This is a genomic window from Pseudomonas sp. A214 (assembly GCF_900156295.1).
Classification (GTDB): Bacteria; Pseudomonadota; Gammaproteobacteria; order Pseudomonadales; family Pseudomonadaceae; genus Aquipseudomonas; species Aquipseudomonas rhizophila.
On record NZ_LT707062.1, the window covers coordinates 3,287,155 to 3,312,394 of the forward strand.

A 25,240-nucleotide genomic window follows, 5' to 3' on the forward strand; every position below is an offset into this window, starting at 1 on the left:
GAAAGGGTCCTGCGTAAATAGGGGCGACGGTGGTGGCGTGGTGACGAGAAGAACCGCTCACAGGTTGGCCTCGTCCAGTTCGGCCATCAGCGCTTGCATTTCGTCATCGGACAGGCCCGAGGCGCTGAATTCGGTGCTGTCGGCTTGCGGCTCGGCGGCGCTCGGATGCAGCGGTTGCGCGACCTCGGCCATGGCCGCGACGGTCTGGCGTTCGAAGACTTGCTTGGCCGACAGCGCGATGCCTTGCTCATGGGCCTGGGCCACCACTTGCAGGCTCAGGATCGAGTCGCCGCCGATGGCGAAGAAGTTGTCGGTGACACTCACTGTCGAGAGTTTCAAGACCTTGGCGACGATGGCTTGCAGGGTGGTTTCCATGGCGTTGCGCGGCGCCACGTGGGCGCTTTCGTCGAGCTGCTCCGGGTCGGGCAACTGGCGGGTGTCGAGCTTGCCGTTGGGCGTGCGCGGAAAGCTCGTCAGGGTCAGCACCAGGGCCGGCACCATGTACGACGGCAGACGCTCGCCGAGGAAACGCTTGATCGCCTCCGAGTCCGGTGCGTAGCCGTGGGCGGCCAGGACATAGGCGAGCAAGCGCTTGCCGGCGGCGTGTTCCTGGACGATCACCGCGGCTTCGCGCACATCGCTGTGGCTGCACAATTGGCGTTCGATTTCGCCCAGCTCGATGCGGTAGCCGCGCACCTTGACCTGATGGTCCTTGCGCCCCAGGAATGCCAGGCGCCCGTCGGCTAGCCAGCACGCCAGGTCGCCGGTGCGGTAGGCGCGAGTGCCGTCGGCCAGGGTGACGAAGGCCTTGGCGGTTTCTTCGGGTTTGTGGCGATAGCCGCGGGCCAGGGTGGGGCCGGCGAGGACGATTTCACCCGGTTCGCCAATGCCGCAAGCCGTGTCGAATTCATTCAGCAGGCGCAGGTCCATGCCGGCGATCGGACGGCCGATGCTGACGTTCCGGCTTGGGTCCAACACCTCATAGGTGGCCCAGACGGTGGCCTCAGTGGGACCGTATTCGTTCACCAGATGTGCGCGTGGCAGGGTCTTGCTGTGTTGCGCGATCAGCGATGGTGGGCAAGCCTCACCCGCGACGATCCAGCAGGCCAGGCTGTCGGTTCCCCCGCTGCGCTGCAATTGATCGAGCAGGGCCTGGTACAGCGACGGCAGCGACAGGCCGTGGCTGACCTGGTGCTGGGCAATCAACTGCGCCAGGCGGGCCATCTCCAGCTCTTCGCCTGGGGCGGGCAATACCAGGCGTCCGCCTTGGGCCAGGGTCCAGAAAATCCCGGCGACCGAACTGTCGAAGGCAAACGACGACAACAACAGGTAGGCGCGCACCGGGGTCTCATAGGCCGCCATGCGCACTTGGGTCGAGAAACTCAAGGCGCCGTGGCTGATTTCCACGGCTTTCGGCGCACCGGTAGAGCCGGAGGTGTAGATCAGGTAGGCGAGGTCGTTGGCGTCCGGCAAGGGCAGTGCCGGACAGTCGCCGAGGTCCTGTGTTGTCAGCTCATCCAGCACGAAGCGTTGCAGGTTGGCCGGCACGCTGTCGGCCAGTTCGGCGCTGACCACGATGTGGGCGATGGCGCTGTCGGTGAGCATGTAGGCGCGGCGGTCGGCCGGGTAGGTCGGATCGACGGGCACATAGGCGCCACCGGCTTTCAAGACCGCGAGCATGGCGACAATGGCTGCGTTGCTGCGGGCGAACAGGATGCCGACGGGCACCCCTGGACCGATGCCGGCGGCGACCAGTTGATGGGCCAGTTGCGTGGCGCAGGCGTCGAGGCGGCTGTAGCTCAGGTCACCGTCCTGGTCGCTGAGGGCGATGGCGTTCGGTTGTTGGCGAACCTGACGGGCAATCAATTCCACCAGCGTCACCGGTTCGATGGAGGGTGCGCTCGCGCCGGCGCCGATCAACTGCGCTTGCAGCGCGCCACCCAGGGGCAATTGGGCCCAGCCCCGTTGCGGTTCGGCCAGGGCGCCGTGCAGCAGTTGCAGCCATTGTTCGGCGAGGCAGCCCACAGCGTCGGCGCTGAGGACATGGCGGTCGTAGACAACCTGCGCGTGCAGGCTGTCGGGCAACTGGCGGACGTTCAGGCAAGCCTTCAACGGGTTCATGACCGCACTGGCGTGGCGCTCCCGGGCATCGCCGGAGCGCCAGGCAAAAGCGTATCCGGCGTGGTGGTCGCCGGTGTAATAGTCTTGCCAGCCAATCAGCCGTTCCAGGGTGGCGGCCACTTGCGTGCTTTGCTCCAGCAGAGTCGCCTGGGCATCCAGTTCGATGCTCACGGGCAGGCACTGTTCGAACAGGCCCAGGGTGTTCTCCAGTTCCGCGCCGCGACTTTCATGGATCAGAGTGAGTGGCACCTGTTGCTGGCCGGCCAGTCGTCCCAGGACCGCTGCCCATGCCGCCAGCAGCAGTTCCGGGGTCAGGGCCGGGTGACGGGCGAGGTCGGCCGGCAGCGTCAGCTCCAGTCGGGTCGGCGCAAATCCACCATCGAGGGGCGATTCCAGCGGCAGCTGCAAGGTGGCCTGTTCGGTGTCGCCCGCAGGTTTCCAGAAGCTCACGCCCGGATGATCCGGTGCGTCTTCCACCAGGCTCCAGCGCCATTCGGCGTAATCGGCGTACTGCAGGGTTTCGGACAGGTCCGTGGCAGTGTCTTGCAGCAATGCAGCGGCCAGCCATTTCAGGCTGGCGAGGTCGAAGTGGCTGCTGGCCGCCGCGAGGTCCAGCACGCCTTGCTCATCGGACAGGCGCACCAGGGTCACCCACAGCGGGGTTGTCCAGTCACGGGGCTGGGTGGCGAGCTGAGCCAGTGCGGCGTCCTGGTCGGCGCGGCTGTGCTGGCGCAGGTCCTGGAGGTTCACCGCCAGTGAGCCGGCTTCGTCAATCACCTGCACCGGGTGGCGCAGGCCTGGCACGGGCATCAGGCGTGTGCGCAGGATCTCGCTGCCGGCCACCAGTGCCTGCAGGCGGTTGTTCAGTGCATCGACGTCCAGCGGTTGTGACAGCGACCATTGCAAATGACAGCTGAACGGGTGCTGCGCTGCGCCGTGGGTGTGGGGGTAAACCGATGCCTGTTGCGGGGAAATACGAAAACCTTGAAGTCCGCTCATGTTCATCTCGACTGGAAAAGGGCTTGAGCCTGGATCACCGCACAGACGTCGGGGCTTGCTGGACTCGTGTCAGGCAAGCCGCCTGCGAACGGCGGGTGGACCCGTTGAATGTCAGACGGCAACGTCGCTCGACAGCAGGGCTTCAGCCATGCCGGTCATGATGGCGCGCTTGCCGGTAAAGGGTTCGCGACCGTGCACAGCGAGCATGTTGTCGATGAACAACACGTCCCCCTGCTGCCAGCTGAAGCGCACCAGCGAGTCGAGGTAGGCCGCGCGTAGCGATTCCAGGACCTGCGGCTCGATCGGTTCGCCATCGCCGTAAAAGGTGTTGGTGGGCAGGTCGAGGTCGTTGAAGTTGCTTTGCAGCGAATCGCGGATTCGCTCGGGCAGGGTGCTGATGTGGAAGAACGTGGCGTGGTTGAACCAGACCTCTTCGCCGGTGCGCGGGTGGCGCACCACGGCCGGCCCGCGTTGGCGGGTGCGCAGGCGATTGTTGTCTTTCCATTCCACTTCGATGCCGACGCTGGCGCAGTAGGCTTCCACTTCGCGGCGGTCTTCGGACTGGAACACGCTCTGCCACGGCAGGCCGAAACCGTCGCCGTAGTTGCGAACGTACAGCACGCCTTTTTCCCGGAACCGCGCTTCGATCTGCGGGCTGATCCTGGCCTTTACGGCGCGGGTCGAGCCGATCGGTGTTTCACCGCCGGTCTCGGACGGCAGTTGGCAGTAGAAGAACAACCGCAGCGGGAAGCGCGGCGAGTAGGAGTGCTCGTTGTGGGGGAAAATCATCTGGTCGGCCGGGTAGTCGGTCGAGGTGTAGATGTTGCCGCCGACCCGTGTCCGGGGGGACGCGCGGAACATGTATTCCAGCGCTCCGGGGGAGAGGGCGGCGATCACCTGGTCGAACTGCTCGACAGACGCGACGTTGAAGCCGCGAAACAGCAGGGCGCCGTACTGCAGCAGTTTTTTTTCCAGCGACTCGCGTTCCCGGGCGGCCCAGGCGATCAGGTCAACGCCGCTGACCGCCGGTTCGATCACCAGGGGCAGCGCGTGGTCTGGACTGAGCAGGCGCTCGGTGACCAACTGTTGTTCCGAGACGTTCATGGCTTTGCGACGCACGGCGCCAAGGGCACGTGGCGATGGGGGCACGATAGACATAACGGCATCCGACTCGGTTAAAGGGACAAGGAGCGACGTTTGGCTTGCATCATCTGGCTGCGACCGGCCAGCGCCTGGGACTGCTGTCGCTCCCGGGTAAAGGCCTGATCCCAGCTGTCGATGCGCTCGGCCACTGCCGGCAACGGCTCGTCCAGCAGGCTGTGCATCTGCTCCAGCAGGCGCGTCCACAGGTGTTGCAGGCGCAAGGCACGGTCCCGGTCGAAGTATTCGCCGCGATACTTGAGGGTCGCGGCGAGGCCTTCGTCGCCGTGCACCAGGTCGAGCACCAGGTGGAAATCCCCCGGTGCCTGGGCCACCTCCAGCGCGGACAACTGCGCGCCAGCGATGGCGGTCGGGGTCACCCGTGACGGTTGATAGTTGAGCTTGACCTGGAACAGCGGCGAGTGACCGGGGCGGCGCTGCGGCGCGAGTGCCGAGACCACCAGATCAAAAGGCAGGCCTTGATGGGCATAGGCCAGGCGCGACTCATCGCGAACCTGCTCAAGGAAACCGGCCAGGGTCGCTTCGCCGCGCAAGTCACAGCGCAGGGTCAACTGGTTGACGAAGAAACCGATGACGTCGTTGTGCTCTGCCAGCGGTCGGCCGCTGACGTCGGTGCCCAACAGGAACTGCGGCTGGCCGCCCAGTTGCTTGAGGACCAGTTGGTAGCTGGCCAGCAACAACATGAACAACGTCATGCCTTGTTCACGGGCCAGCGCTGCCAAGCGCTCACAGCCGGTCTGCGGCACGTTGAAGTCCAGGCTGTATTCGCCCGGGGCCTGGCCGCTGCCACCCAGTTCCAACGTTTGCGGCATGCCGGCCAGGTGTTCGCGCCAGAAGCCTTGCTCGGTGGCGATTCGCTGTTCGCTCCAGTGCAGGGCTTCCCATTGGGCGAAAGCCAGGTATTGCCCCGGCAGCGCGGCGTCCGCCGAACCCGCCAGTTCTGCCAACAATATTTGCGCCGAGCGTCCGTCGAAGGCGATGTGGTGCAGCGTCAACAGTAGGTCATGCTGTTGGTCATGGCGGCTGAGCAACTGCGCTCGCAGCACTGGGCCGGCTTGCAGATCGACCGGGGTGGCGTGTTCTTGGGCCAGGCGTTCGTCCAACGTCTGCTGTTGCTGCGCTTGGTTCTGCTCACGCACATCATGATGGACCAGCGCCACAGCCGTGGCCGGCAACACCTGTTGTTGCGGGCCATCGACACTGTCGCGGTACACCGTGCGCAACACGCCGTGACGCTCGACCAGCGTGTTCAGTCGCAGGGCCAACGTCTCGATGTCCAGCGGACCTTGCAGGCGCAGGTGCAGTACCAGGTTGTGGCGGGTGTCATCCGGGTTCAGTTGGCGCAGGAACCACAAGCGACGCTGGGCGAACGACTGATGCCCCTGACTGGGGTTGGTCTGCTCGGTGGGAGCATCGGCCGTTGGCGTTGGATCATTGAGGAAAGCGTGCAGGTCCAGCGCCCATTGCCCCAGGGTGGTTTCCCCGAACAGGCTTTGGGTATCGAGGTTCCAACCCAGGTCCCTGTGCAGGCGCGCGGCAAAGTCGGCCACGCCGATGGAATCCAGGCCCTGGCCGATCAGGCTGAGGTCGAAGTCGGCGGAAAAATACGGATTGACCGCGTGCAGCGTCTGTTCCAGCCATTGGCGGCAGGCGGCTTGGGCCTGTTGCGACGTTTCGGTCGCCAGGCTTTTGAGCTGGGCAAGGTCAAGGGGCTCGTCGTTCGAGGCCAGCGTTCCACCGCTCTGGGCGATGATGCTCAACGTGCCGGCGGCCAGTTGTTTGCGCGCACCTTGGCGGGCGATCTTGCCGCTGGTGGTCATCGGGATGGTGCCGGCTTGCACCAGCACAATCTGGTCGATGCCGCAGTCGGCGGCTTCGCGCACAGCGTTTTGCATCGACGCGAACAGCGCCGGATGATGCGCCGGGTCGACGAACTTGCGCTGCGGCTCGGCGACAATCACCAGTTTCTCGCGGCCCAGTGCCGGGTCCATTTGCGCGAAGGCGGCGATGCGTCCGGTACGGATGCCCGGCTCGGCGTCGGTAATGGCGAATTCGATGTCGTGGGGGTAAAGGTTGCGCCCATTGAGAATCAACAGGTCCTTGAGCCGCCCGCAGATCACCACCTGGCCTTCGTGCATGAAGCCCAGGTCGCCGGAGCGCAGGTAATGCTCCGATGAGCCGACAATCCGTGCCTCAAAGGCCTCACGAGTGGCTTCGGGATTCTTCCAGTAGGATTCGGCGTTGCTCGGGCCCTTGAGCCAGACTTCGCCGATGCGATCGGCGGCGCAGCGCTCGAAGGTGTGCGGGTCGACGATGGCGATGCTGTGCAAGGCTTGCGGATAACCGCAGGCGACGAACTCCACCGCGGCGGCATCGGCAGCGGCCAGGGCCACGCGACCGCTCTCCAGCACGGCTTTGTCCAGGCGCAGCACCACCGGCAGCGCATCGGCCGGCGTGGCGCTGACGCACAGCGTTGCTTCGGCCTGGCCATAACCGGGGCTGATGGCCAACGGGTTCAGGCCGCAGGCGGCAAAACGCTGGGCGAAGGCTTCCAGGGTGCCGGGATGGATCGGCTCTGCGCCGTTGATGGCGTGTTTCCAGTTGCTCAGGTCCAGCTGTGCGATCAGGTTGTCGCTGACCACGCGGTTGCACAGGGCATAGGCGAAGTTGGGGGCGAAGCTGGCGGTGGCCCGGTAGCGACTCAATGCCTGCAGCCAGGTCGACGGCGCATTGACGAAGGTCTGGGAAGCCATCAGGTAGCACGGCATGCCGCTGTAGAGCGGAGCCAGCATACCGCCGATCAGGCCCATGTCGTGATACAGCGGCAGCCAGTTGACCATGGCGCCGTGCTCGTCGAAATCGTACGCCTGGCGCATCAGTTCGACGTTGGCGATCAGGTTGCGCTGACGCACCTCGACGCCTTTTGGCGAGCCGGTCGAGCCCGAGGTGTATTGCAGGAAGGCTACGGTCGAACCGTCGATAGCCGGGCGTTGCCACTGGCTGGTCGGTGGTGTGCCCAGGTGCTGGACGGTCAGCACCTCGACGCGGCCCTCCACCAGTTCCTGCAGGCTTTCGCAATGATCCGCCGGTGCCAGAATCAGCGCCGGCTCGGCATCCACTACCACGTTGCGGACGCGGTCGAGGTGGCGCGGTTTGCGCGACGGTGGCGGAAACAACGGCACGGCAATCAGGCCCGCATATAGGCAGGCACAGAAGGCGCGGGCGTAGTCGAGGCTGCTGGGCAGCATCAACAGCACGCGATCACCCGGCGCATAACGCGCTTGCAGCGCGGCCGCCAGGGACTGGGACTGCTCGTGCAGTTGGGCAAAGGTCAGGGTTTCGCCGATGTTTACACCGTCCGGCAAGAAATGCAGGGCAGCACGCTGAGGGAAGTGCTGGGCGTTGGCTTCCAGCACCTCGATCCAATGTTTGAATGAAAACATGTGCAATTCACGCCATGGCCACGATGACTTTGCGGTCACCGGTGAAAGGATTGCGACCGTGTGCCACCAGTCGGTTGTCGAGCATCAGGATATCGCCCGGTTGCCAGGGGAAGCTGATGGCAGTCTCGCGGTAAACCTCGCGCACGGTGTCGAGCATGTCGTCGGCAATGGCCGAGCCGTCGCCGAAATAGACATGGCGCGGCAGGTTCTCTTCACCCACCGCTGCCAGCAGGCTGGCGCGTACGCTCGGTTCGATGGCCGAGACATGGAACAGGTGCGCCTGGTTGAACCAGACCCATTCACCGGTATCGGGATGCTGCTGCACGGCGGCGCAACGCTGGCGGGTGCGCAGGTCGCCATCGGCTTTCCATTCCCACTCGATGTCATTGTCCCGGCAGTAGCGTTCGACCTGGGCACGGTCCTGGGTGTTGAAGACTTTTTCCCAAGGCAGGTCCAGGGCGCCGCTGTAGTTGCGTACGTAGAGCAACTCGCGGCTGGCGAACAGCTCGCGGATCTCGGCGGGCATGCGCTGGTAGATCAGGCGGCTGTCGGCAATCGGGGTCTCGCCGCCGGTTTCACTGGCCTTGATGCAGTGAAACCAGATGCGCGAAGGCCAAGGGCGGGTGTAGGCCTGCTCGTTGTGCAAGGGTATGAATTGATGGGCCGGGTATTCCGTGGAGCTATAGACCCCGGCGAAGACCTTGCTGCGTGGCGTGGAGCCGAATTCGTAACTGGCCAGCGGTGTACCGAAGCTGGCGGCGAAGCGCTTGAAATCGATGGGCGTGGCGACGGTGAAACCGCGAAACAACACGCCGCCAACCGTGGTCAGGGCATGAGCCAGGCGGTCGCGAATCGAGGCGTCCAGATCGTGGATCGACTGTCCCGATGCCCCCTGCACCAGCAGGGGTAGCGACTGGGCGCTTGCATCCGTGGGCGCCATGGAAAAAAGCTCGGAACGCCCGTTCAGGTGTTCGATTGAGGTCATCCTTGTACATCCTCTTTTGTCTTCTTCGACCAGTCACAAGACCTTGAAAGCAGGGCAGCGGTCGGTTGTGTAGGACTCGTCTGTAATGTATTCAAATCAATACAAGACGTCATACTAGGTACAAATGAGATGGATTATCAATACTATTTATTTAATTTTTTTTTTGGATTAGACTCCGCTCCGCTGGCGCCACACAGCCTTCGGCCAGCTCAAAAAACCTAAAAATATCTGTCGCAGGGGAGCGGGGCGTGAATTTCAAAAAGAACACAATTGCGTTGGCTGTAGGGTCGGCCATAGGCCTGAGCAACGCTGCATGGGCGGCCGAAGAAGCCGGCACGATGGAGATTGCTCCGATCACCGTGACGGGTGAAAAAATCGACCGCACGCTTGAGCAGACCCAGTCCAGCGTCGTGGTCCTCACCGACAAGAATCTGCGAGAGCACGGCGACAAGGACCTGGTGGATGTATTCGCCCGCACGCCCGGTGTCTATAGCCAGGCCGGCAATGAAAACTGGGGTATCCGTGGTGTGCCGGTGTCCGGTTTTGACGATCAGGGCCCAGCGACCCTCAATGGTGCCGTATCCGTTTATGTCGACGGTGCCGTACAGCCGAACCGTGCGCTGACCCTCAGCCCGGTCCCGCTCTGGGATGCCGAGCAGGTCGAAGTATTCCTTGGCCCGCAATCCACCACCCAGGGCCGTAACTCCCTGGCCGGCGCGGTGGTTATCCGGACCAAGAACCCAACTTTCGAACCGAGCTTCTCGGCACAAACCAATGTGGGCAATTACGGCGAGCGCGGGGCGGCGGTGGCCGGTGGTGGTTCCATCGTCGACGACAAGATCGCCGGGCGTATCGCCGTGGACTATGGTGAAGGTGACGGCTACATCCGCAACACCACGCTCAATGACGACGCCAACCCGCGTCGCACCAGCAACACCCGCGGCAAATTGCTGATCCTGCCCAACGACGACACCGATGTCCTGCTGACCTACGCCCACAGCGAGCACCGCCAGGGCGACCGTTCGACCATGCGCGTCAACGGCAAGCCGAGCTATTACGATATCGCGTCCAACACCAAGGCTTTCGACAACCTCAAGCAGGACACCCTCAGCGCCAAGGTGGATTATCGTCTGAACGACGACTGGTCGCTGACGAGCATGACCGCCAATACCAGTACCGACTACAGCAACCGTCTGGACTTCGACCAGAATGCCGTGGACAACGAGGTCGTTCTGCGCAAGCAAGACGGTAACCTGTTCAGTCAGGAGCTGCGCTTGAATTACACCTCGGACACGGTGAAGAGCTTTGTGGGTGCGTACTACGGCCACAACAGCAACAACTTCCACGACCGGCTGTTTTTCGATGATGTGCTGTTCGGTACGGTCAAGGGCGATACCACGATCGAGAACAAGGCCGTGTTCGGTGAAGTCAACTGGACATTCGCACCGCGCTGGACCTTGATCACCGGCCTGCGTTACGACCACGAGACCAACGACACCGACGTCGAGCAGGACGATTTCTCCGAGCCCGCCAAAGTCAAAAAGTCATTTGACGCCGTGCTGCCGAAACTCGGCATCGACTATGAGCTGGCCGCGAACCAATACCTCGGTTTCATGGTGCAAAAAGGCTACCGCGGCGGTGGCGTCAACCTGCGTTCCGGTAGCGGTCACCAAGCCTACGATCCGGAATACACCACCAACTACGAGCTGTCCTACCGCGGTTCGTTCTTTGACCAGACCCTGCGTACCCGCGCCAACCTGTATTACACGGATTGGAAGGACCAGCAAGTCAGCGTGCGGCAGAGCGGAAGCTCCGTCATTGATGTCTTCAACGCCGGTCGCAGCGACATCAAGGGCATGGAAATCTTCGTAGAGAAGGACATCACCGAACAGCTGACCTTGAATGTCGGTGGCTCCGTTACCGATAGCAAATACAAGGACTTCGTCACAGGCAGCGGTCAGGACATGAGCGGTGAATCGTTCCTTTCCTCGCCGAAATACAAGATGTCGGTGGGCGGTGTCTATCGCTTCGACGATCGTCTGATATTCGGTACTGACGTTGTCTACCAAAGCACCGCGCCTTCGGAATATCAGTTCGATGCCAACGGCAAGGTCACCGGGGAGCGCCGCAGCGACAACTATGTATTGGTGAACTTCAACACCGAGTACAAAGTCACCAAGAACGTCGCGGTGTCTGCTTACGTGAAGAACGCCTTCGACAAGGAATACGTCACCAACAACCGCAGCGACGACATCATCGACGTCGGCGCGCCGCGCACGGTGGGGATGATTTTGCGCTACGACATGTAAAACCCAAAGGCGCGGGGAGGCAATCTCCTCGCGCCTGTCCTGCAACGTATCGGATGTTTGTTTCCAGGCTGTTCGTTCCCTTCCAAACCCAGCCTCCATGGAGGAAATCATGAGTGCTTTTTCGAATGTCACAGCGGGTGGCGCGCAACAGCTGCGCCTGTTGCACACCGGTCTGTCGAGTCCTTACTGCCTCGATTCGACCCCACTGCTGGACCGTCAGCAACAGCAGGAATCCAACGCCCGCAGTTACCCGCGACGCATTCCGCTGGTGCTTGAAAGAGCCCATGGCATTTATGTGCAGGACAGCCGGGGGCAAGTGTTTGTCGATTGCCTGGCCGGTGCCGGCACCCTGGCGCTGGGCCACAACCACCCGGTGATCATCGAGGCCATCACTCAGGTCATGGCAGCCGGTGTGCCGATGCACACCCTGGACCTCATGACGCCTGTGAAGGACGCATTTGTCCAAGAAATTTTCGCTTGCCTGCCTAGCGAGTTCGCTCGCCATGCACGCATCCAGTTCTGCGGCCCGAGTGGGGCCGATGCGGTCGAGGCCGCGCTCAAGCTGACCCGCACCGCCACTGGGCGGCATTCGGTCCTGGCGTTCGAAGGGGCCTATCACGGGATGACCCTGGGTACGCTGGCCATCAGCGGCAACCTGTCACCGAAAAATGCCCTCGGCGCATTGATGCCAGGTGTGCAGCGCCTGCCGTTCCCGCACGATTATCGTTGCCCGTTCGGGGTGGCCGGCGATCAGGCAGTCACGTTGAACGTGCGTTACCTGGAGCACTTGCTCAACGACCCTGAAAGCGGGGTGACCGCACCGGCGGCGCTGATCCTGGAGCCGATTCAAGGGGAGGGTGGGGTCATTGCCGCGCCGGACCGCTGGCTGCAGGAACTGCGCCGATTGACCCAGGCCCACGGCATCCCGCTGATCGTCGACGAGATCCAGTGCGGCATTGCCCGCAGTGGCCGGATGTTTGGCTTCGAGCAATCGGGTATCACGCCGGATGTCATCACCCTGTCCAAAGCCATCGGTGGCGGGTTGCCGATGTCGGTCATGGTCTACCACGAGTCGCTGGACGTCTGGCAGCCGGGTGCCCACGCCGGCACATTCCGCGGCAATCAGTTGGCGATGGCGGCCGGTACCGCGACCTTGCGTTTCATCCGCGATGAAGGCCTGGTCCAGCACGCTGAAAAGGTCGGCGCTTATCTGCAAAAACAACTGCAGGCGCTGCAAAACGAGTTCGCCTGGATCGGCGATGTACGGGGTCGCGGCCTGATGCTCGGGATGGAAATCGTCGACCCGCAGGGCACCCTTGATGTACAGGGCCATCCGCCGGTGGACACAGCCCGGGCCAAGGCCTTCCAGCAAGCTTGCCTGAAGCACGGCTTGATCGTCGAGCTTGGCGGGCGCCATGGGGCGACGGTGCGCTTCTTGCCGCCGCTGATCATCACTGAGCAGGAGATCGATTTTGTGGGGCAGATCCTGTTTCAGGCAGCAAGCACGCTCAGCGAAGGCTCCGCGCAATAATCATTTGATCCGCCGATGCGCGCCCGCCGTAACGGATTGTGCTTTGCCGGCGTTGAGATTGAGCGACGGCTACCGCCTAATCTGGCGGTGGCCGCGCGATTTAGCAGTTCGATAGTCAGGCTGTCATTGCACGATTCGTGGCAACAATTTGCTCATGTGTAAACTGACCACCGGGAGCCATGAATCTGGCCAGAAGTGCGTCCCGGTTTTGAGGCGCCCTGATTTTATCAGCCGCACACAAGGCCGATTTTAGCTCCGGCAGGGTTAGTTCGGTGCAGTATGCAGGCGTGCCTGGTTGCTGATGCCATGAACTCTCAAGGCTGCCAGCGGCAAGCGCGGTGAACCCGGTATCCTCGACAAGATCCTGCGCGATCGCCTCGGCATAGGGGTCATCCCCAGCCACGGGTAAGGCGATGCGTGTTGAAGACCCGGCTGGTTGGCCTTTGTCGGCAAGAGTCGCTGCGAGAACGGCGTTCCATGCCTTGACGACTGGGCGACCAATCTGCTCGCTTACCCAGATGCTCTCGGGCTTGCCGTCGTCTACCTCCTTGATCGCCCCGTCTCGTCCCGGATAGTAATTGGACGTGTCAATGACGACGACCTTCTCGGGAACATGACTTAACGTTTGGCGCAGATCGGGGTACTTCGCGAAGGGGATCGAGAGGATAACCGCATCCACATCCGACACAGCGTCTTCCTTGGTCACCGCCCGTACACCGATTTCGTTGGCGAGGTCCTGAATACTTTGAGGGTTCTTCGAGTTGGCCAGTTTCACTTCATGGCCGCATGCAGCGAGCTTACGGGCAAGAGTAGCCCCAATGTTGCCCGCGCCGATAATTCCGATTTTCATGTCAATAACCTCCTCGCATACAAACAATATTCAATTACCGTTGCCTGGGTGTGCGAGCGAATTAAGTGTGTGGCGAAGATCCAGCAATACTTCAGGTGTCATCCGCACGGTTGAGATCATTCTGCCGGTGGTTTGTATCCCGCAAGCATTTCGAGTACCTCAGCATGTGAACCGCTCGCTTCAGCAAACCGTAGTGGCTTGGCGCGCTCGACGACCAGTTCTTTTGGGGTCGGAGCGATCTCGAGCAGCTCGAAGATTTGATTCAGGAACTCGTCCAAGGGCATGGCGTGTTCGTCATTTTCCTGTCCAAGCAAAGTGGTACGCACTCCCGGTGGCGCAAGCTCGATGACCTCGACTGATGAGTTCTCCAGCTGCACTCGAAGACTTTGAGTGAATGAATGAACTGCCGCTTTGGTTGCGCTGTAGGTCGGTGTCGCAGGCAGCGGGACGAAGGCCAACGCCGAACTGACATTGATAATCGTGGCACTGGGCTGCTTGAGCAACTGGGGAGTAAATGCATACACCATGCGGATCGTGCCCAGTAAGTTCGTTGTCACGATATCTTCGGCTGTGCTCAGGTATTGGGCATCAGCCAGATCCTCCCAGTGCATGATGCCCGCGTTGTTTATGAGCACGTTCAGATTGGGGTGACTGAGCGCAAGCGCTTCGCTGGTGCGCTGGATGGATTGCGGATCGCAGACGTCCAGCACTACCGATTCAATGCCTGGATGTTCCGACACGATCTTGTCGAGCAGAGCCTTGCGCCGTCCCGCGATGATTACGTTGTTTCCCGCCTGGTGAAGCCTTAGCGCCAGACCAAGGCCTATGCCTGAGGTGCTGCCGGTAACCAGAATCGTGTTGCCCGTGCTGTTCATAGTAAACTCCAGTAAGAGAACAAAAGCGGACAGCTGTCCACTTGTGTTAAAAATTACCGGACAACTGTCCGCTTTGCAATGCAGCGAAGGAAATAACTTTGCCCAGGAATGACGAAGTGGCGATGCGTTCTGACGCCAAGAAAAATCGAGAACGAATTCTGAAGGTCGCTGTGGCAGAGCTGACGCTCGATCCTGCGGTCCCGCTGAGTGCGATTGCGAAGAAGGCTGGAGTGGGACAGGGCACGTTCTATCGCCATTTCGCCAACAGAGAGGCGCTGGTATTCGAGGTCTACCAATTCGAAATGCAGCAAGTGGCCTCGTTGGCCGAACAGTTACTCGCCACAAAACCCCCTAAGGAGGCCCTCCGAGAGTGGATGGACTGCCTCGTTGAATATGCAATGACCAAGGCGGGACTTGCGACCGCGATACGGCAAGCAGCCTCTACTTACGAATTTCCTGGGAAGTCGGGATACGCGCCGGTCCAGGCAGCCGCCGAGTTGCTTTTGAGGGCTAATGAAAAGGCCGGAACGATTCGTAGCGGGGTTACCCACGACGACTTTTTTCTAGCCACTGCTGGAATATGGCAAATAGATTCCCAGAGCGAATGGCGCCCACGTCTCGCCAGATTGATGGACTTGGTGATGGATGGTCTATGCGCAGGTAGCCCTGAAAGCCTGAAGAATAACGTGTAGCTTTCGTCCAAACGCAAACCACTACCGGTCATGCCGTGGTTTAAACGGAATGACCGGAGCGCCTTACGGATTATTTTTGCGCCAGCAATGCCTTTCTTGTCGCCTTTTGGTGTTTCATGGCGGCGATCTCACGCTCGCAGGCCTCGACATCGAACGAGTTGTCCCACTTGGCAATGGCGATGGTGCCGATACCGTTACCGATCAGGTTGGTCACGGCTCGCGCTTCGTTGAGGAACCGGTCAATGCCCAGGAGCAAAACGAGGCCGACCAGAGGAATGGAGTGAATGGTTGTGAGCGTTGCAGCCAGTGTCACAAACCCCGCACCCGCCACCCCAGCCGAGCCTTTTGAAGTCAGCAGGAACACGCCTAGCAGAATCATCTGATCCACAAAGGTCAGTGGCGTATTGGTCGCCTGTGCGATGAAGATGGCGGCCATGGTGAGATAGATACAGGTGCCGTCCGCATTGAAGGTGTACCCCGTAGGCAACACCATGCCCACTACCGATTTTTTGCAGCCAAGCTTTTCAAGTTTCACCATCATTCGTGGCAGCACGGCTTCGGTTGAGCAGGTGCCAAGGGTGATGAGGATTTCATCTTTGAAATAACGAAGAAATTGCAGAAGCGGCATGCCCGACCATCGAGCAACCGTACCCAGCACGACCACGATGAAAAACAAGGTCGTGATGTAGAGCGCGACCAGCAACTGGCCGAGTGACAGCAAGGTGCCAATCCCGTATTTGCCGATCGTGAAAGCCATGCCGGCACCCGCGCCAATCGGCGCCAAGCGCATGACCATTGCAACGATCTTGAACAGGCCTTGCAGGAACAGGTCAAGGGTGTTGATCAGTGGCTTGCTGGTTTCACCCATTTGAACCAGGGCGACACCCATCAATACCGAAAGCAGGATGACCTGAAGCATGACGCCATTGGAGAATGCGCCGATGAAGGTTTGCGGGATGATATTGAGAAAGAAATCAATGGTGCCGCCTTGCTCACTGGCAGCTTGGCTGTATTTGCTAATGGCACCTCCATCAAGCGCGCTGGCGTTGATGTTCATACCGACGCCAGGCTTCACGATGTTGACCACAATGAGGCCGACGACCAGGGCGATGGTTGAAAGAATCTCGAAGTAGATCAGCGCTTTCACGCCAATCCGGCCGACTTCTTTGATATTGCCCATCTTTGCGATACCCACAACGACCGTACCGAAAATAATGGGCGCCAACAGCATTTTGATCAGTTTGATGAAGCCATCGGCAAAGGGTTGCAGCTTGGCTCCGATATCAGGCACGAAGTAACCGATTGCTGCACCGATCACGATGCCGATCAGCACTTGCACATACAGCTGGCCATACCAGCGGGACTTGGAGATTTCCACGGAAGCACCTCATTTTATTGTTGTGATGGGCATGTGGCTCGGCGTCAGTGGGTGACGCCGGGGGCTGCGGCCTCTTTCAAAGAGACCGCAGATCGAGGTTGATCAGCCTTCGCCCAACTCACGCATCACTGCGTACAAAGCGGACTTGGCCTCGAAGCCAACACCTGGAATATCCGGCAGACCGACATAGCCGTTTTCCACGCGGATGCCGTCAGCGAAGCCGCCGAACGGCTGGAACACATCCGGGTAAGATTCGTTGCCGCCCAGGTGCAGACCCGCTGCGATGTTCAGGGACATCTGGTGACCGCCATGGGGCACTACGCGGCGGGAAGACCAACCCATTTCTTCCATCACCTTCAGGGTGCGCATGTACTCCACGAGCCCGTAGGACAGAGCGCAGTCGAACTGGAGGTAGTCGCGATCGGGGCGCATGCCACCGTGGCGCAGCAGGTTACGGGCATCCTGGTGAGAGAACAGGTTTTCACCGGTAGCCATGGGCAGTTCATAGTGATTGGCAAGCTCGGCCTGGAGTGCGTAGTCCAGCGGATCGCCAACCTCTTCGTACCAGAAGAGGTTGTACTTCTTGATGGCTTCAGCGTACGCAATACCGGTCTGAAGATCGAAACGACCATTGGCGTCGACCGCCAACCGACGGCCGTCGCCAACCACTTCAAGTACCGCTTCGATGCGACGGATATCTTCGTCCAGCGGTATCGCACCAATCTTCATCTTGACGACGTCGTAGCCACGATCCAGATAGCTCTGCATTTCTGCCTTGAGCTTGGTCTGGTCTTTGCCAGGGTAGTAGTAGCCGCCCGCTGCATAGACCCAGACCTTGTCATCGGCCACGCCGTTACGGTAACGGTCGGCCAGCAGGCGATACAGCGGTTTGCCTTCAATCTTGGCGACGGCATCCCATACCGCCATGTCGATGGTGCCAACGGCGACAGAGCGCTCGCCATGGCCGCCTGGCTTTTCGTTGGTCATCAAGGTTTTCCAGATGGCGAACGGATCCAGGTTGTTGTTTTCATGGTCGACGAGCGTGTCTGGATCCGCTTGCGTGATACGCGCCAGGAAACGATCACGCATCAGTGCGCCCTGGCCATAGCGACCATTGGAGTTGAAACCGTAGCCAATGACAGGCTTCCCATCACGAATTACATCAGTGATGACCGCGACAACCGAGCAGGTCATTTTCGAAAAATCGATGTAGGCGTTAGCGATTGGGGAGGCAATGGAAACAGTTTTTTCACGAATGTCTACGATGCGCATGACGGGGTCCTCTTGTTGTTTGTAGGCCCACGTTAGGCTTTGCGATGGCACCCGCCCAATGCTATTAATGCCGCACCCTATGCACAGGAGGCATGGCCCTTGGAACTCGTCTGGCTTGAAGATTTTTCAGCGCTTGCGGAGTACGGCAGCTTTGTTCGGGCGGCTGAAGCGCGGCACGTTACCCAGCCGGCATTCAGCCGCAGAGTGCGCTCGTTAGAGAGTTGGATGGGGGTGCAGTTGTTCGTTCGAACGCCTCAAGGAGCGACGCTTACTGAAGCCGGCAGGCAAATTTTGCCAAGTGCCCAAGAGGCTGCCAGGCGCTTGTACAGAATGCGCAACGAGGCTCAAGAGGTTGCTGGAATGGCCGCCAAGTCGCTTCAATTCGCGGCAACTCACTCCCTGTCGTTTACATTTTTTCCCAAGTGGCTGCGAAGCTCAGAGAACGGTGCCCCCATTGAGGCTGTGCAACTGCACTCAGACAGCATGGCTGCCTGTGAGCAAATGCTGATACATGGCCAGGTTCAGTTTCTGCTCTGCCACCGCCATCCCGATGTTCCACCGCTACTGGCCCCTGATCAGTTCATCGGCAAGAAGGTGGGTGAAGATGTTCTCGTTCCTCTTGCGAGTGCCTGCGCTAACTTCGGCACCTCGCCTGCGGCATTGCCGTACCTCGCTTACACCCATGAATCCGGTTTGGGGCGTATCGTCGCGCACAGACTGCGTGGCAAAGAAGATTACCTTCACCTCAAACCACTTTTTAGCAGCCACCTTGCAGCGGTGCTAATGTCCATGGCCCTGGAAAGCAAAGGCGTGGCCTGGTTGCCCAGGAGCCTCACCGAGCAAGAAATACTGGATGGGCGCCTGGTCAGAGCGCTCGACGAAAGCTGGGATATACCGCTGGAAATTCATCTGACCCGTCCAGTAGCGCCACTCAGTCCATCTGCCGAAGAATTCTGGGCCAGGGTGGGGCAGTGACTCGGCGGGTTTTATATGACGCGCTGTGTTGCTCAATAGGGTTTGGGGTTGTGAATCGCCGCTGATCCCTTACCGGGATCGCGGCGAAGTGTTGAGCTTTTCGCTACTTGTAATGTTGTTCAAACACCGCCAATTGCTCAGGCTTGATCAACTGAAAGGGTACCCAGACGTCCGTTTCCACCGGCTCTCCCTTGATCATCTTGAGTGCTGCTTGTACCGCGCTGCTCGCCTGGGCCTTGGGGTCCTGGAATACCGAGGCGACCAGCATCCCGCGCTTGATTGCCGCCAGACCGTCAGGCAAGCCGTCGATGCCGACAATCGCGATCTCGCCCTTGGCTTTGCCGGCCTGTTGCAGTGCCATGGCCGCACCGATGGCCATCTCGTCATTGTTGGCGACGATGGCATCGAAACGGCTCCCAGCCAGCAACCAGTTGCTGGTCAGGTCCATCCCTTTGCTGCGCTGCCACTCGGCACTTTGCTGCTCGACAATCTTGATCCCGGGATAATCCTTGAGCACCTGTTTGACGCCTTCGGTGCGGTCGTGGGTGGCGTTTTGCGCCAGGTCGCCCATGATGATCGCAAGGTTGCCCTTGCCTCCGAGCTTTTCGGCCAGATAGCGCATTTGCAGCTGTCCGGCCTCAATGTCATTGGACGCTACCGTGACCACTCCTTTGGGCAAGGTGCGCTCGTCCGGGTGACGGTTGACGTAGACCAGCGGCGTCTTCGCTTCGACCGCGGCGCGGGTGATGTTGGCCGTGGCGGAGGTGTCCACCGGCAGGACAATGACCGCATCCACTTTCTGGTTGATAAAGCCCTGGACCTGGTTGAGTTGGCGTACCACATCGCCTTGGGCGTCCTCGAATTGAATCTGCACGTTTTCCTTTTTCGCGGCCTCGTCCAGGCCGTTACGCACGTAGGTCATGAAGTTGTCGTCGACCCTGGCGATGCTGACGCCGATGCGATAGTCGGCGATGGCCCATTGGCTCAAGAGCAATAGCAGGGTGGCGAAAAGCAGTGTGCAACGACGCATGATGGTTTTCCTTTTGTTGTTATGAGTGGTACGTCACCAAGAGCTGAAAATCTGCCGCACGTATTGAGTTCGGCGCGGGCTTCATCCATCAAGCGTGAAGGCCTGCCGGAAACGCTCAAGGGCGATCTCGCTGTCACCGCTGGCCCAGCCTTCGAGGCCGACGACACCGCTGTATCCCATACCGAACAAGGCCCTGGCAATGGCGGGATAGTGGATTTCACCGGTGCCGGGTTCCATGCGGCCCGGGACGTCGGCGACCTGGATTTCGCCGATGGCGCTGCCGGCGCGCTGGATCAGTTCGATGAGGTTTCCTTCGCCGATCTGCGCGTGATAGAGGTCCAGGTTCATCTTCAGGTGCGGGCTGCCCACGGCCTCGATCAGTGCCAGGGTATCGTCGGCGCGGGCGAACGGCGTGCCCGGGTGGTCGACCTCGGTATTGAGGTTTTCCAGCAGGAACACTCGGCCCGCGTCTTCGCCCAGGCGGGCGATTTTTTCCAGTGTCTTGCAGGCGCTCAACCACATGCGGCCGGTGGTCTGGGCAACGGGTTTGACTGGCAATCCTTGATCACCCAGGCCGGTGCCGTGCAGGTTCAGGCTCGGGCAACCCAATTGGGCTGCGACGGCTAGAGATTCCTGGGCGCTGTCGAGCAATTGCTGGATACCCTCGGGATCGGTCAGGTTGCCCGAGATGTAGCCGGTCATGGAGGTGAAATCCGCGCCAGTCGCGACGAGAGCCTGGATGTCTTTGGTCGTCCAGTTCCATATCTCGACGCTGAAGCCCAGCGCATGGATGCGTTTGACCCGCTCGGTAAAGGGCAGGTCGAGAAAGACCATCTCGGCGCTGATCGCCAGTTTGAACGGTATGAAACTCATGAATGAGCTCCTTGTACGCGCACCGGTTTGCCCAGTTGGAAGGACTCGATACAAGCGCGAGCAATGGCCAGTGCCGCACGGGCGTCTTCACCGCTGGCCAGAGGTTTTTCGCCACTGCGTACGCAACTGACAAAGTGGTTGAGCTCAGCCACATAGGCATCACGCAGCAAGTCAGTGTCCATGCGCTGGGTGTCGGCCTGAACCCCATTGGCCAGGTAGCGCAGCAGGTCGGAGTCGTTGACGTTGCCCATGGTCAGCATGCCGGCGCTGCCGAACACTTCGCCGCGGACATCGTAGCCATATACGGCCTGGAAATTGGCCTCGGCCGTGGCGATGGCGCCATTGTCGAAACGGATCGTGACCACCGCGGTGTCGAGAAATCCTTTGTCTTTGTAGGCCGGTGCGATCAGGGCATCGGCCATCACAAAAACTTCAACCGCCTCGGCGCCCGGATTCAGGTAGCGCAGGGTATCGAAGTCATGGATCAAAGTTTCGAGGAAGATCACCCATTGCGGTGACGCGGCGGGGTTGTTCAGCGCCGGGTCGCGGGTCAGCGAGCGCAGCAGTTGTGGCGTACCGATCCGGCCGGCAACCACGTCCAGATGAGCGGTGCGGAAACTTCTGGCAAAGCGCCGATTGAAGCCGACCTGGAGTGTCACCCGTGCATCGGCAGCCGCAGCTATGGCGCGATCGGCTTCGTCCAGGGTGATCGCCATCGGTTTTTCACAGAACACACTTTTGCCGGCCCGGGCCGCACTGATCACCAGTTCGGCATGGCTGCGCGCCGGGGCGGCAATCAACACGGCGTCGATGTCCGGGTCATCAAGCAGTTGCTGTGGATCGGCATAGACCTTCTGCACGTCCAGTTCTGCCGCCAGGCGCGCGGCCTGGCCGGGAGTAGGGTCGGCGATGGCAGCGAGGCACGCGCCGGGGATGTGACGGGCGGCGGTGAGGCCGTGAAAACTGCCCATGCGGCCGGCGCCGATAAGGCCAAGGCGGATGATCCTGGATGTACTCATGAACATGACTCCCTTTATTGTTTTTACGACTCGGCGCTAAGAATGTCCTCGTCTGGATAAGCAGGGAGCAAGCGCTGTGCCAATAATCAACTCATTGATATTAAACAGATTTTATTCATTGTCGTTTGTATTCATGTTCATTTTGATTACATGTCTATACTGACATGTCGAAAATATGAACATATGGCCGAATAATGAATCAGCAACCTGCCGCCTTGAGCGCCGAAGACCGCGATTACCTCACCGCGCTTGGCCCAGCGTCGTTGAACGAAGGGCCCGGCACTGCGCTGGATGAGGCCTGGCGAGCGTGCTTGCAGGGGGTAATCGATCGCCCTGCCGGAATCAGGCGGGTGATTTGGGAGTCCTGGTTGCGCAGCGTCCATGCCGGCCTTGATCCAGAAGACGGTGAGTACCGTTTTGTCGCGCCCGACGACCTCGCCGCGACACTGGCAGCCAACCGGGTGCTGATCGCCGCGGCGGCGCAGGTCATGCGCGGTTTGCTCGCCTACAACCCCAAGGGCCATATCAATCTGACCGATACCCAAGGCACGACTTTGTACTTTTGTGGCCTGGACCTCACCCCCATAGGCAGTCGCCTGCTGGAGTCGGTACAGGGCACCAATTGCACCGGGCTGGCGATCGTTGAAGACCGTTTGGTCTATGTGCTGGCCGAGGAGAACTTCGGGCTTGGCCTGCGCCAGCGCCGCATGCATTGCGCCGCCGCGCCTATCCGGGATGCCCAGGGCCGAACCTTGGGTATGTTGACCTTGACGGCGGAGCCAGGCTGGTTTCATTTCCATACGCTGGGCACCGTCCAGGCCGCAGCCGAGGCGGTCTCGAGGCAGATGGCGCTGCAGGCCTTGCTGGAAGAGCAACAAACCGTGCTTGAAGTGCTCAACGAGGGCTTGGTGGTATTGGATGAGCAGGGCTGCATCAAGGCGCTCAACCATTACGCCCGGCAGTTGTTCCGCGTAGGCCATGACTTGCTCGGCAGTCCCTTCAAGAGCCTGGGACAAAGTGAGTTGACCGATGCCGTCCTGCTTGCCAGCGGGGAGGGCGTACGGGACCTGGATTGCACCTTTGAACTGCACGACCACAGTCATCTGGCCTGCCTGGTGTCGGTCTGCCCGCTGGAACAAGGCGGGCGGATTGTTTCGTTGCGCGAAAACCGACGCATTCGGGAAATCACCCGGCGGATCATGGGCACCCAGGCCAGCTACACCTTCGAAACCATCCTGGGCCATTCACGGGCGATTCAGGATGCAGTGCACCTGGCACGGATTGCCAGTCGCAGTGATTCGACCACGCTGATCCTCGGCGAGAGCGGCACAGGCAAGGAGCTGTTCGCCCAGGCGATCCATAATGCCAGCGACCGTTGTGGCGGTCCTTTCGTGGCGGTCAATTGCGGCGCCATTCCCCGTGACCTGGTGCAGAGCGAACTGTTCGGTCATGTCGAAGGCGCTTTCACCGGATCGGCTCGCGGTGGCTCGGCAGGCAAGTTCGAATTGGCCGATGGCGGGACGATTTTCCTCGACGAAATCGGTGACATGTCCTTTGATGCGCAGGTCAGCTTGCTGCGCGTCCTGCAGGAAGGCGAGGTGACACGGGTGGGGGCAAAAAAATCGCTGCGGGTCAACGTTCGCATCATTGCCGCCACTCACCGCAACCTGAGCCAGGCGGTGGCCGAGGGCGCCTTTCGTGAGGACCTTTACTACCGGCTCAACGTCCTGAACCTGACCGTGCCGCCACTGCGAATGCGCCGCGAAGACGTGCCGTTGCTGGCGCGGCATTTTCTCGCGCGTTGTGCCCGGTCGCTCCGCAAATCGACGCAGGACCTTTCTCCCGTGGCACTGGATATGCTTGGCGCCTACGATTGGCCGGGCAATGTTCGCGAGCTGGAAAACGTCATTGAACGGGCGACCAACCTGGCGATGAGCGAACTGATCCAGCCGAGCGATCTTGCGCTGGAGATCAGGCAGCGAGGGCGACTATCGACGTGGGCGAGCGTCCCTGAACCTCGGACGGCGCCGGACCTTGGCACCCATGAAATGAATGCAATCATTGCCGCCCTCACAGACACGCGCGGAAACATCCGCCTGGCGGCTCAACGGCTGAATGTGTCGCGTGGGGGGTTGTACAACAAGATGAGTCGGTATGGGCTCAAGGTTGATGCGTTTCGTTCTTAGCCGGTGGTGCAACGCTGGCGATGAAACGGACGACCAGTCTCCGCTCGAGGGTGGTTTTATGCATCCTTCATGCTGGCGAGACGAGAAACGCCCGGCCAAAAGGAGCCGGGCGTCTCTGTTACTTGCGATAGAGGACCATCCCGGCGTGGTAGAGGACGCCGTCCCGAAACGTTCCATCGGCAGTGAAGCCCGTGTCGTCCCAGTAGCGGATGTAATCGCCTTCCACCTCGTAACGCCCCTGATAAGCGCTTTCGCGATTTCCGCGAGCCTCGTCGTAGCGCCCATTTGGCAACAGCTCATGGCGAATATTCCCATCAGCGGTGATCCACATGCCGGTGTAGGGGTGACTGGCGGTAGTAGGTTGAATACGTTGCATGTTCCATTCTCCTTCTGCGGTTAGATCAGCCGAGACGACAACGGCGCTCAAAGCGGTACCGATCAACAATCGGCTGATGCTTTTCATGTTCTGCCCTCACATTTGAACAGCGAGTTCGGATGGCCCTGTCCGGGCCGTCCGGTGTCATCCGTTTCGTGAGTCCAGATTAGGGAGTGGATCCGCTTGGCCGTTATGTCAAAAATGTCGCGGGTTTGCCTGATCCTGTATGGCGTAACCGACACCGAACCGGCTTATCGATCAAGACCAAAGTCAACAGACGCCGGCCGAGGGCATCCTTGCCCCGGGGTGTGCAGCGACAACGCCGCATTAGCCCGCGGTGACGGTCATGCCGCCATCGGCCATAACCACCGAGCCGACCATGAAACTCGCGCGGTCCGAGGCGAGGAAGGCGACGATTTCGGCAATTTCCTCCGGCTGCGCAGCGCGGCCGATGGGTGCCGCTTCGCCGTGTTTGGCCAGAAAGCCGGGGCCGTCGTCGACCACGTCATTGAGGATGTTGGTCACCACATCGCCGACGCCGATGGCATTGACGCGGATGCCATGCTCGATCACTTCGAGCGCCAGCGTGCGGGTCAACTGGGCCAGCGCGCCCTTGGACGCGGTGTAGGCTGCGATCGTCGGAAAGGCAAAGTAGGATGCGTAAGAGGCGATGTTGACGATTGCCCCGGATCTGTTGGGCATCATCGCTTTCACCGCCTCGCGGCAATGCATGAAGGCCGCGGTGGCGTTGACTGCCTGAATGCGCTCCCAGTCTTCACGGGTCATGTCGATGACAAGCTTGTTGATGATGATCCCGGCGTTGTTGACCAGGATATCCAGCCGGCCGAACTGCTCGACGGCCAGGCCGACCGCGCGCTCGGCGGCTCCGTCTTCGCTGATGTCCGCCACCAGCGGCACCAGCCCGGGACGGGCGAGCTCTTCGACGGCGGGGTTCAGGTCTTCAGCAACGACCTTGGCGCCACGAGCGTGCAGCAACAGTGCGATGGCTTTGCCGATGCCACTGGCCGCGCCGGTGACCAGCGCGACTTTGCCTGCGACTTCGTGGGGGATGCTGTAGGTGATATCAGTCATGATGCTCTCCTGCGTTGCGAGCCGAGGAGACATTCGCCGGCTCCGCGCCCGTGAGGCGCTGTCGTTATCGACG

The 25,240-nt window shown here is 60.6% G+C and carries 18 protein-coding genes; 5 read left to right on the plus strand and 13 right to left on the minus strand.

Annotated features, from left to right (window positions below; all coding sequences use genetic code 11):
* Positions 1-57: 57 nt before the first annotated feature.
* The 4 genes from BW979_RS14760 to BW979_RS14775 all read right to left on the minus strand — a co-directional run bounded on the left by BW979_RS14760 (position 58) and on the right by BW979_RS14775 (position 8,709).
* On the minus strand, positions 58-3,120 hold the full coding sequence (locus BW979_RS14760) for a non-ribosomal peptide synthetase (protein WP_047225520.1): 3,063 nt from the start codon (positions 3,118-3,120) through the stop codon (positions 58-60).
* A 111-nt stretch (positions 3,121-3,231) separates the two neighbouring features.
* Positions 3,232-4,278, minus strand: coding sequence for a TauD/TfdA family dioxygenase (locus tag BW979_RS14765; RefSeq protein WP_076384134.1), 1,047 nt, complete (start codon positions 4,276-4,278; stop codon positions 3,232-3,234).
* 17 nt (positions 4,279-4,295) lie between these two features.
* The gene (locus BW979_RS14770) at positions 4,296-7,724 is read right to left on the minus strand and encodes a condensation domain-containing protein (protein ID WP_076384136.1); all 3,429 of its coding nucleotides are present in this window, start codon (positions 7,722-7,724) and stop codon (positions 4,296-4,298) included.
* A gap of 7 nt (positions 7,725-7,731) precedes the next feature.
* Complete coding sequence (locus BW979_RS14775) at positions 7,732-8,709, minus strand: TauD/TfdA family dioxygenase (RefSeq protein ID WP_080962841.1); 978 nt, start codon at positions 8,707-8,709, stop codon at positions 7,732-7,734.
* A 248-nt stretch (positions 8,710-8,957) separates the two neighbouring features.
* Between BW979_RS14775 and BW979_RS14780 the strand changes: the two genes are divergently transcribed.
* Positions 8,958-11,018 (plus strand): TonB-dependent receptor, encoded by a 2,061-nt coding sequence (locus BW979_RS14780; protein ID WP_047225523.1) that lies wholly within the window; start codon positions 8,958-8,960, stop codon positions 11,016-11,018.
* 109 nt (positions 11,019-11,127) lie between these two features.
* Positions 11,128-12,549, plus strand: a complete 1,422-nt coding sequence (locus tag BW979_RS14785; protein ID WP_080962842.1) for a diaminobutyrate--2-oxoglutarate transaminase — start codon at positions 11,128-11,130, stop codon at positions 12,547-12,549.
* A gap of 115 nt (positions 12,550-12,664) precedes the next feature.
* Here the strand turns inward: BW979_RS14785 and BW979_RS14790 are convergent, their stop codons facing one another.
* Together BW979_RS14790 and BW979_RS14795 are read right to left on the minus strand one after the other, a co-directional pair.
* Positions 12,665-13,405: an NADPH-dependent F420 reductase gene (locus tag BW979_RS14790; protein ID WP_260990089.1), complete on the minus strand. Its 741-nt coding sequence runs from the start codon at positions 13,403-13,405 to the stop codon at positions 12,665-12,667.
* 110 nt (positions 13,406-13,515) lie between these two features.
* The gene (locus BW979_RS14795; protein WP_076384138.1) at positions 13,516-14,274 is read right to left on the minus strand and encodes an SDR family oxidoreductase; all 759 of its coding nucleotides are present in this window, start codon (positions 14,272-14,274) and stop codon (positions 13,516-13,518) included.
* A 122-nt stretch (positions 14,275-14,396) separates the two neighbouring features.
* On the opposite strand from BW979_RS14795, the gene BW979_RS14800 reads away from it, so the two are divergent.
* Positions 14,397-14,966, plus strand: a complete 570-nt coding sequence (locus BW979_RS14800; RefSeq protein WP_047225855.1) for a TetR/AcrR family transcriptional regulator — start codon at positions 14,397-14,399, stop codon at positions 14,964-14,966.
* 70 nt (positions 14,967-15,036) lie between these two features.
* On the opposite strand, the gene dctA is transcribed toward BW979_RS14800, so the two are convergent.
* Positions 15,037-16,344 (minus strand): C4-dicarboxylate transporter DctA, encoded by a 1,308-nt coding sequence (dctA, locus tag BW979_RS14805; protein ID WP_076384140.1) that lies wholly within the window; start codon positions 16,342-16,344, stop codon positions 15,037-15,039.
* A gap of 102 nt (positions 16,345-16,446) precedes the next feature.
* On the minus strand, positions 16,447-17,616 hold the full coding sequence (locus BW979_RS14810) for a mandelate racemase/muconate lactonizing enzyme family protein (RefSeq protein WP_076384142.1): 1,170 nt from the start codon (positions 17,614-17,616) through the stop codon (positions 16,447-16,449).
* Between the two features lie 99 nt (positions 17,617-17,715).
* Between BW979_RS14810 and BW979_RS14815 the strand changes: the two genes are divergently transcribed.
* Positions 17,716-18,591: a LysR family transcriptional regulator gene (locus tag BW979_RS14815; RefSeq protein ID WP_047225528.1), complete on the plus strand. Its 876-nt coding sequence runs from the start codon at positions 17,716-17,718 to the stop codon at positions 18,589-18,591.
* A gap of 103 nt (positions 18,592-18,694) precedes the next feature.
* Here the strand turns inward: BW979_RS14815 and BW979_RS14820 are convergent, their stop codons facing one another.
* From BW979_RS14820 to BW979_RS14830, 3 genes are all read right to left on the minus strand, one after another.
* Complete coding sequence (locus BW979_RS14820) at positions 18,695-19,621, minus strand: sugar ABC transporter substrate-binding protein (RefSeq protein ID WP_076384144.1); 927 nt, start codon at positions 19,619-19,621, stop codon at positions 18,695-18,697.
* Between the two features lie 81 nt (positions 19,622-19,702).
* Positions 19,703-20,494 (minus strand): TIM barrel protein, encoded by a 792-nt coding sequence (locus BW979_RS14825; RefSeq protein ID WP_076384146.1) that lies wholly within the window; start codon positions 20,492-20,494, stop codon positions 19,703-19,705.
* Positions 20,491-21,513, minus strand: coding sequence for a Gfo/Idh/MocA family oxidoreductase (locus BW979_RS14830; protein ID WP_047225856.1), 1,023 nt, complete (start codon positions 21,511-21,513; stop codon positions 20,491-20,493). Before BW979_RS14830 ends, BW979_RS14825 begins: the two co-directional genes overlap by 4 nt.
* A 194-nt stretch (positions 21,514-21,707) precedes the next feature.
* Here BW979_RS14830 and BW979_RS14835 point away from each other — a divergent pair, with 194 nt between their 5' ends.
* A complete protein-coding gene (locus tag BW979_RS14835) occupies positions 21,708-23,699 on the plus strand; it encodes a sigma-54 interaction domain-containing protein (protein WP_076384148.1) in 1,992 nt (663 codons plus the stop codon).
* A gap of 118 nt (positions 23,700-23,817) precedes the next feature.
* On the opposite strand, the gene BW979_RS14840 is transcribed toward BW979_RS14835, so the two are convergent.
* Positions 23,818-24,075, minus strand: a complete 258-nt coding sequence (locus BW979_RS14840) for an Atu4866 domain-containing protein (RefSeq protein ID WP_047225532.1) — start codon at positions 24,073-24,075, stop codon at positions 23,818-23,820.
* 327 nt (positions 24,076-24,402) lie between these two features.
* Positions 24,403-25,167, minus strand: coding sequence for an SDR family NAD(P)-dependent oxidoreductase (locus BW979_RS14845; protein WP_047225533.1), 765 nt, complete (start codon positions 25,165-25,167; stop codon positions 24,403-24,405).
* Between the last annotated feature and the right edge of the window lie 73 nt (positions 25,168-25,240).

Excerpts from the sequence above, each read along its gene's own strand:
- BW979_RS14775 (WP_080962841.1), bottom strand. The coding sequence starts at position 8,709 with ATGACCTCAATCGAACACCTGAACGGGCGTTCCGAGCTTTTTTCCATG.
- BW979_RS14835 (WP_076384148.1), top strand. The coding sequence starts at position 21,708 with ATGAATCAGCAACCTGCCGCCTTGAGCGCCGAAGACCGCGATTACCTC.
- BW979_RS14845 (WP_047225533.1), bottom strand. The coding sequence starts at position 25,167 with ATGACTGATATCACCTACAGCATCCCCCACGAAGTCGCAGGCAAAGTC.
- BW979_RS14810 (WP_076384142.1), bottom strand. The coding sequence starts at position 17,616 with ATGCGCATCGTAGACATTCGTGAAAAAACTGTTTCCATTGCCTCCCCA.
- BW979_RS14820 (WP_076384144.1), bottom strand. The coding sequence starts at position 19,621 with ATGCGTCGTTGCACACTGCTTTTCGCCACCCTGCTATTGCTCTTGAGC.
- BW979_RS14830 (WP_047225856.1), bottom strand. The coding sequence starts at position 21,513 with ATGAGTACATCCAGGATCATCCGCCTTGGCCTTATCGGCGCCGGCCGC.
- BW979_RS14770 (WP_076384136.1), bottom strand. The coding sequence starts at position 7,724 with ATGTTTTCATTCAAACATTGGATCGAGGTGCTGGAAGCCAACGCCCAG.
- BW979_RS14825 (WP_076384146.1), bottom strand. The coding sequence starts at position 20,494 with ATGAGTTTCATACCGTTCAAACTGGCGATCAGCGCCGAGATGGTCTTT.
- BW979_RS14760 (WP_047225520.1), bottom strand. The coding sequence starts at position 3,120 with ATGAGCGGACTTCAAGGTTTTCGTATTTCCCCGCAACAGGCATCGGTT.
- BW979_RS14785 (WP_080962842.1), top strand. The coding sequence starts at position 11,128 with ATGAGTGCTTTTTCGAATGTCACAGCGGGTGGCGCGCAACAGCTGCGC.
- BW979_RS14840 (WP_047225532.1), bottom strand. The coding sequence starts at position 24,075 with ATGCAACGTATTCAACCTACTACCGCCAGTCACCCCTACACCGGCATG.
- BW979_RS14765 (WP_076384134.1), bottom strand. The coding sequence starts at position 4,278 with ATGTCTATCGTGCCCCCATCGCCACGTGCCCTTGGCGCCGTGCGTCGC.
- BW979_RS14800 (WP_047225855.1), top strand. The coding sequence starts at position 14,397 with ATGCGTTCTGACGCCAAGAAAAATCGAGAACGAATTCTGAAGGTCGCT.
- BW979_RS14795 (WP_076384138.1), bottom strand. The coding sequence starts at position 14,274 with ATGAACAGCACGGGCAACACGATTCTGGTTACCGGCAGCACCTCAGGC.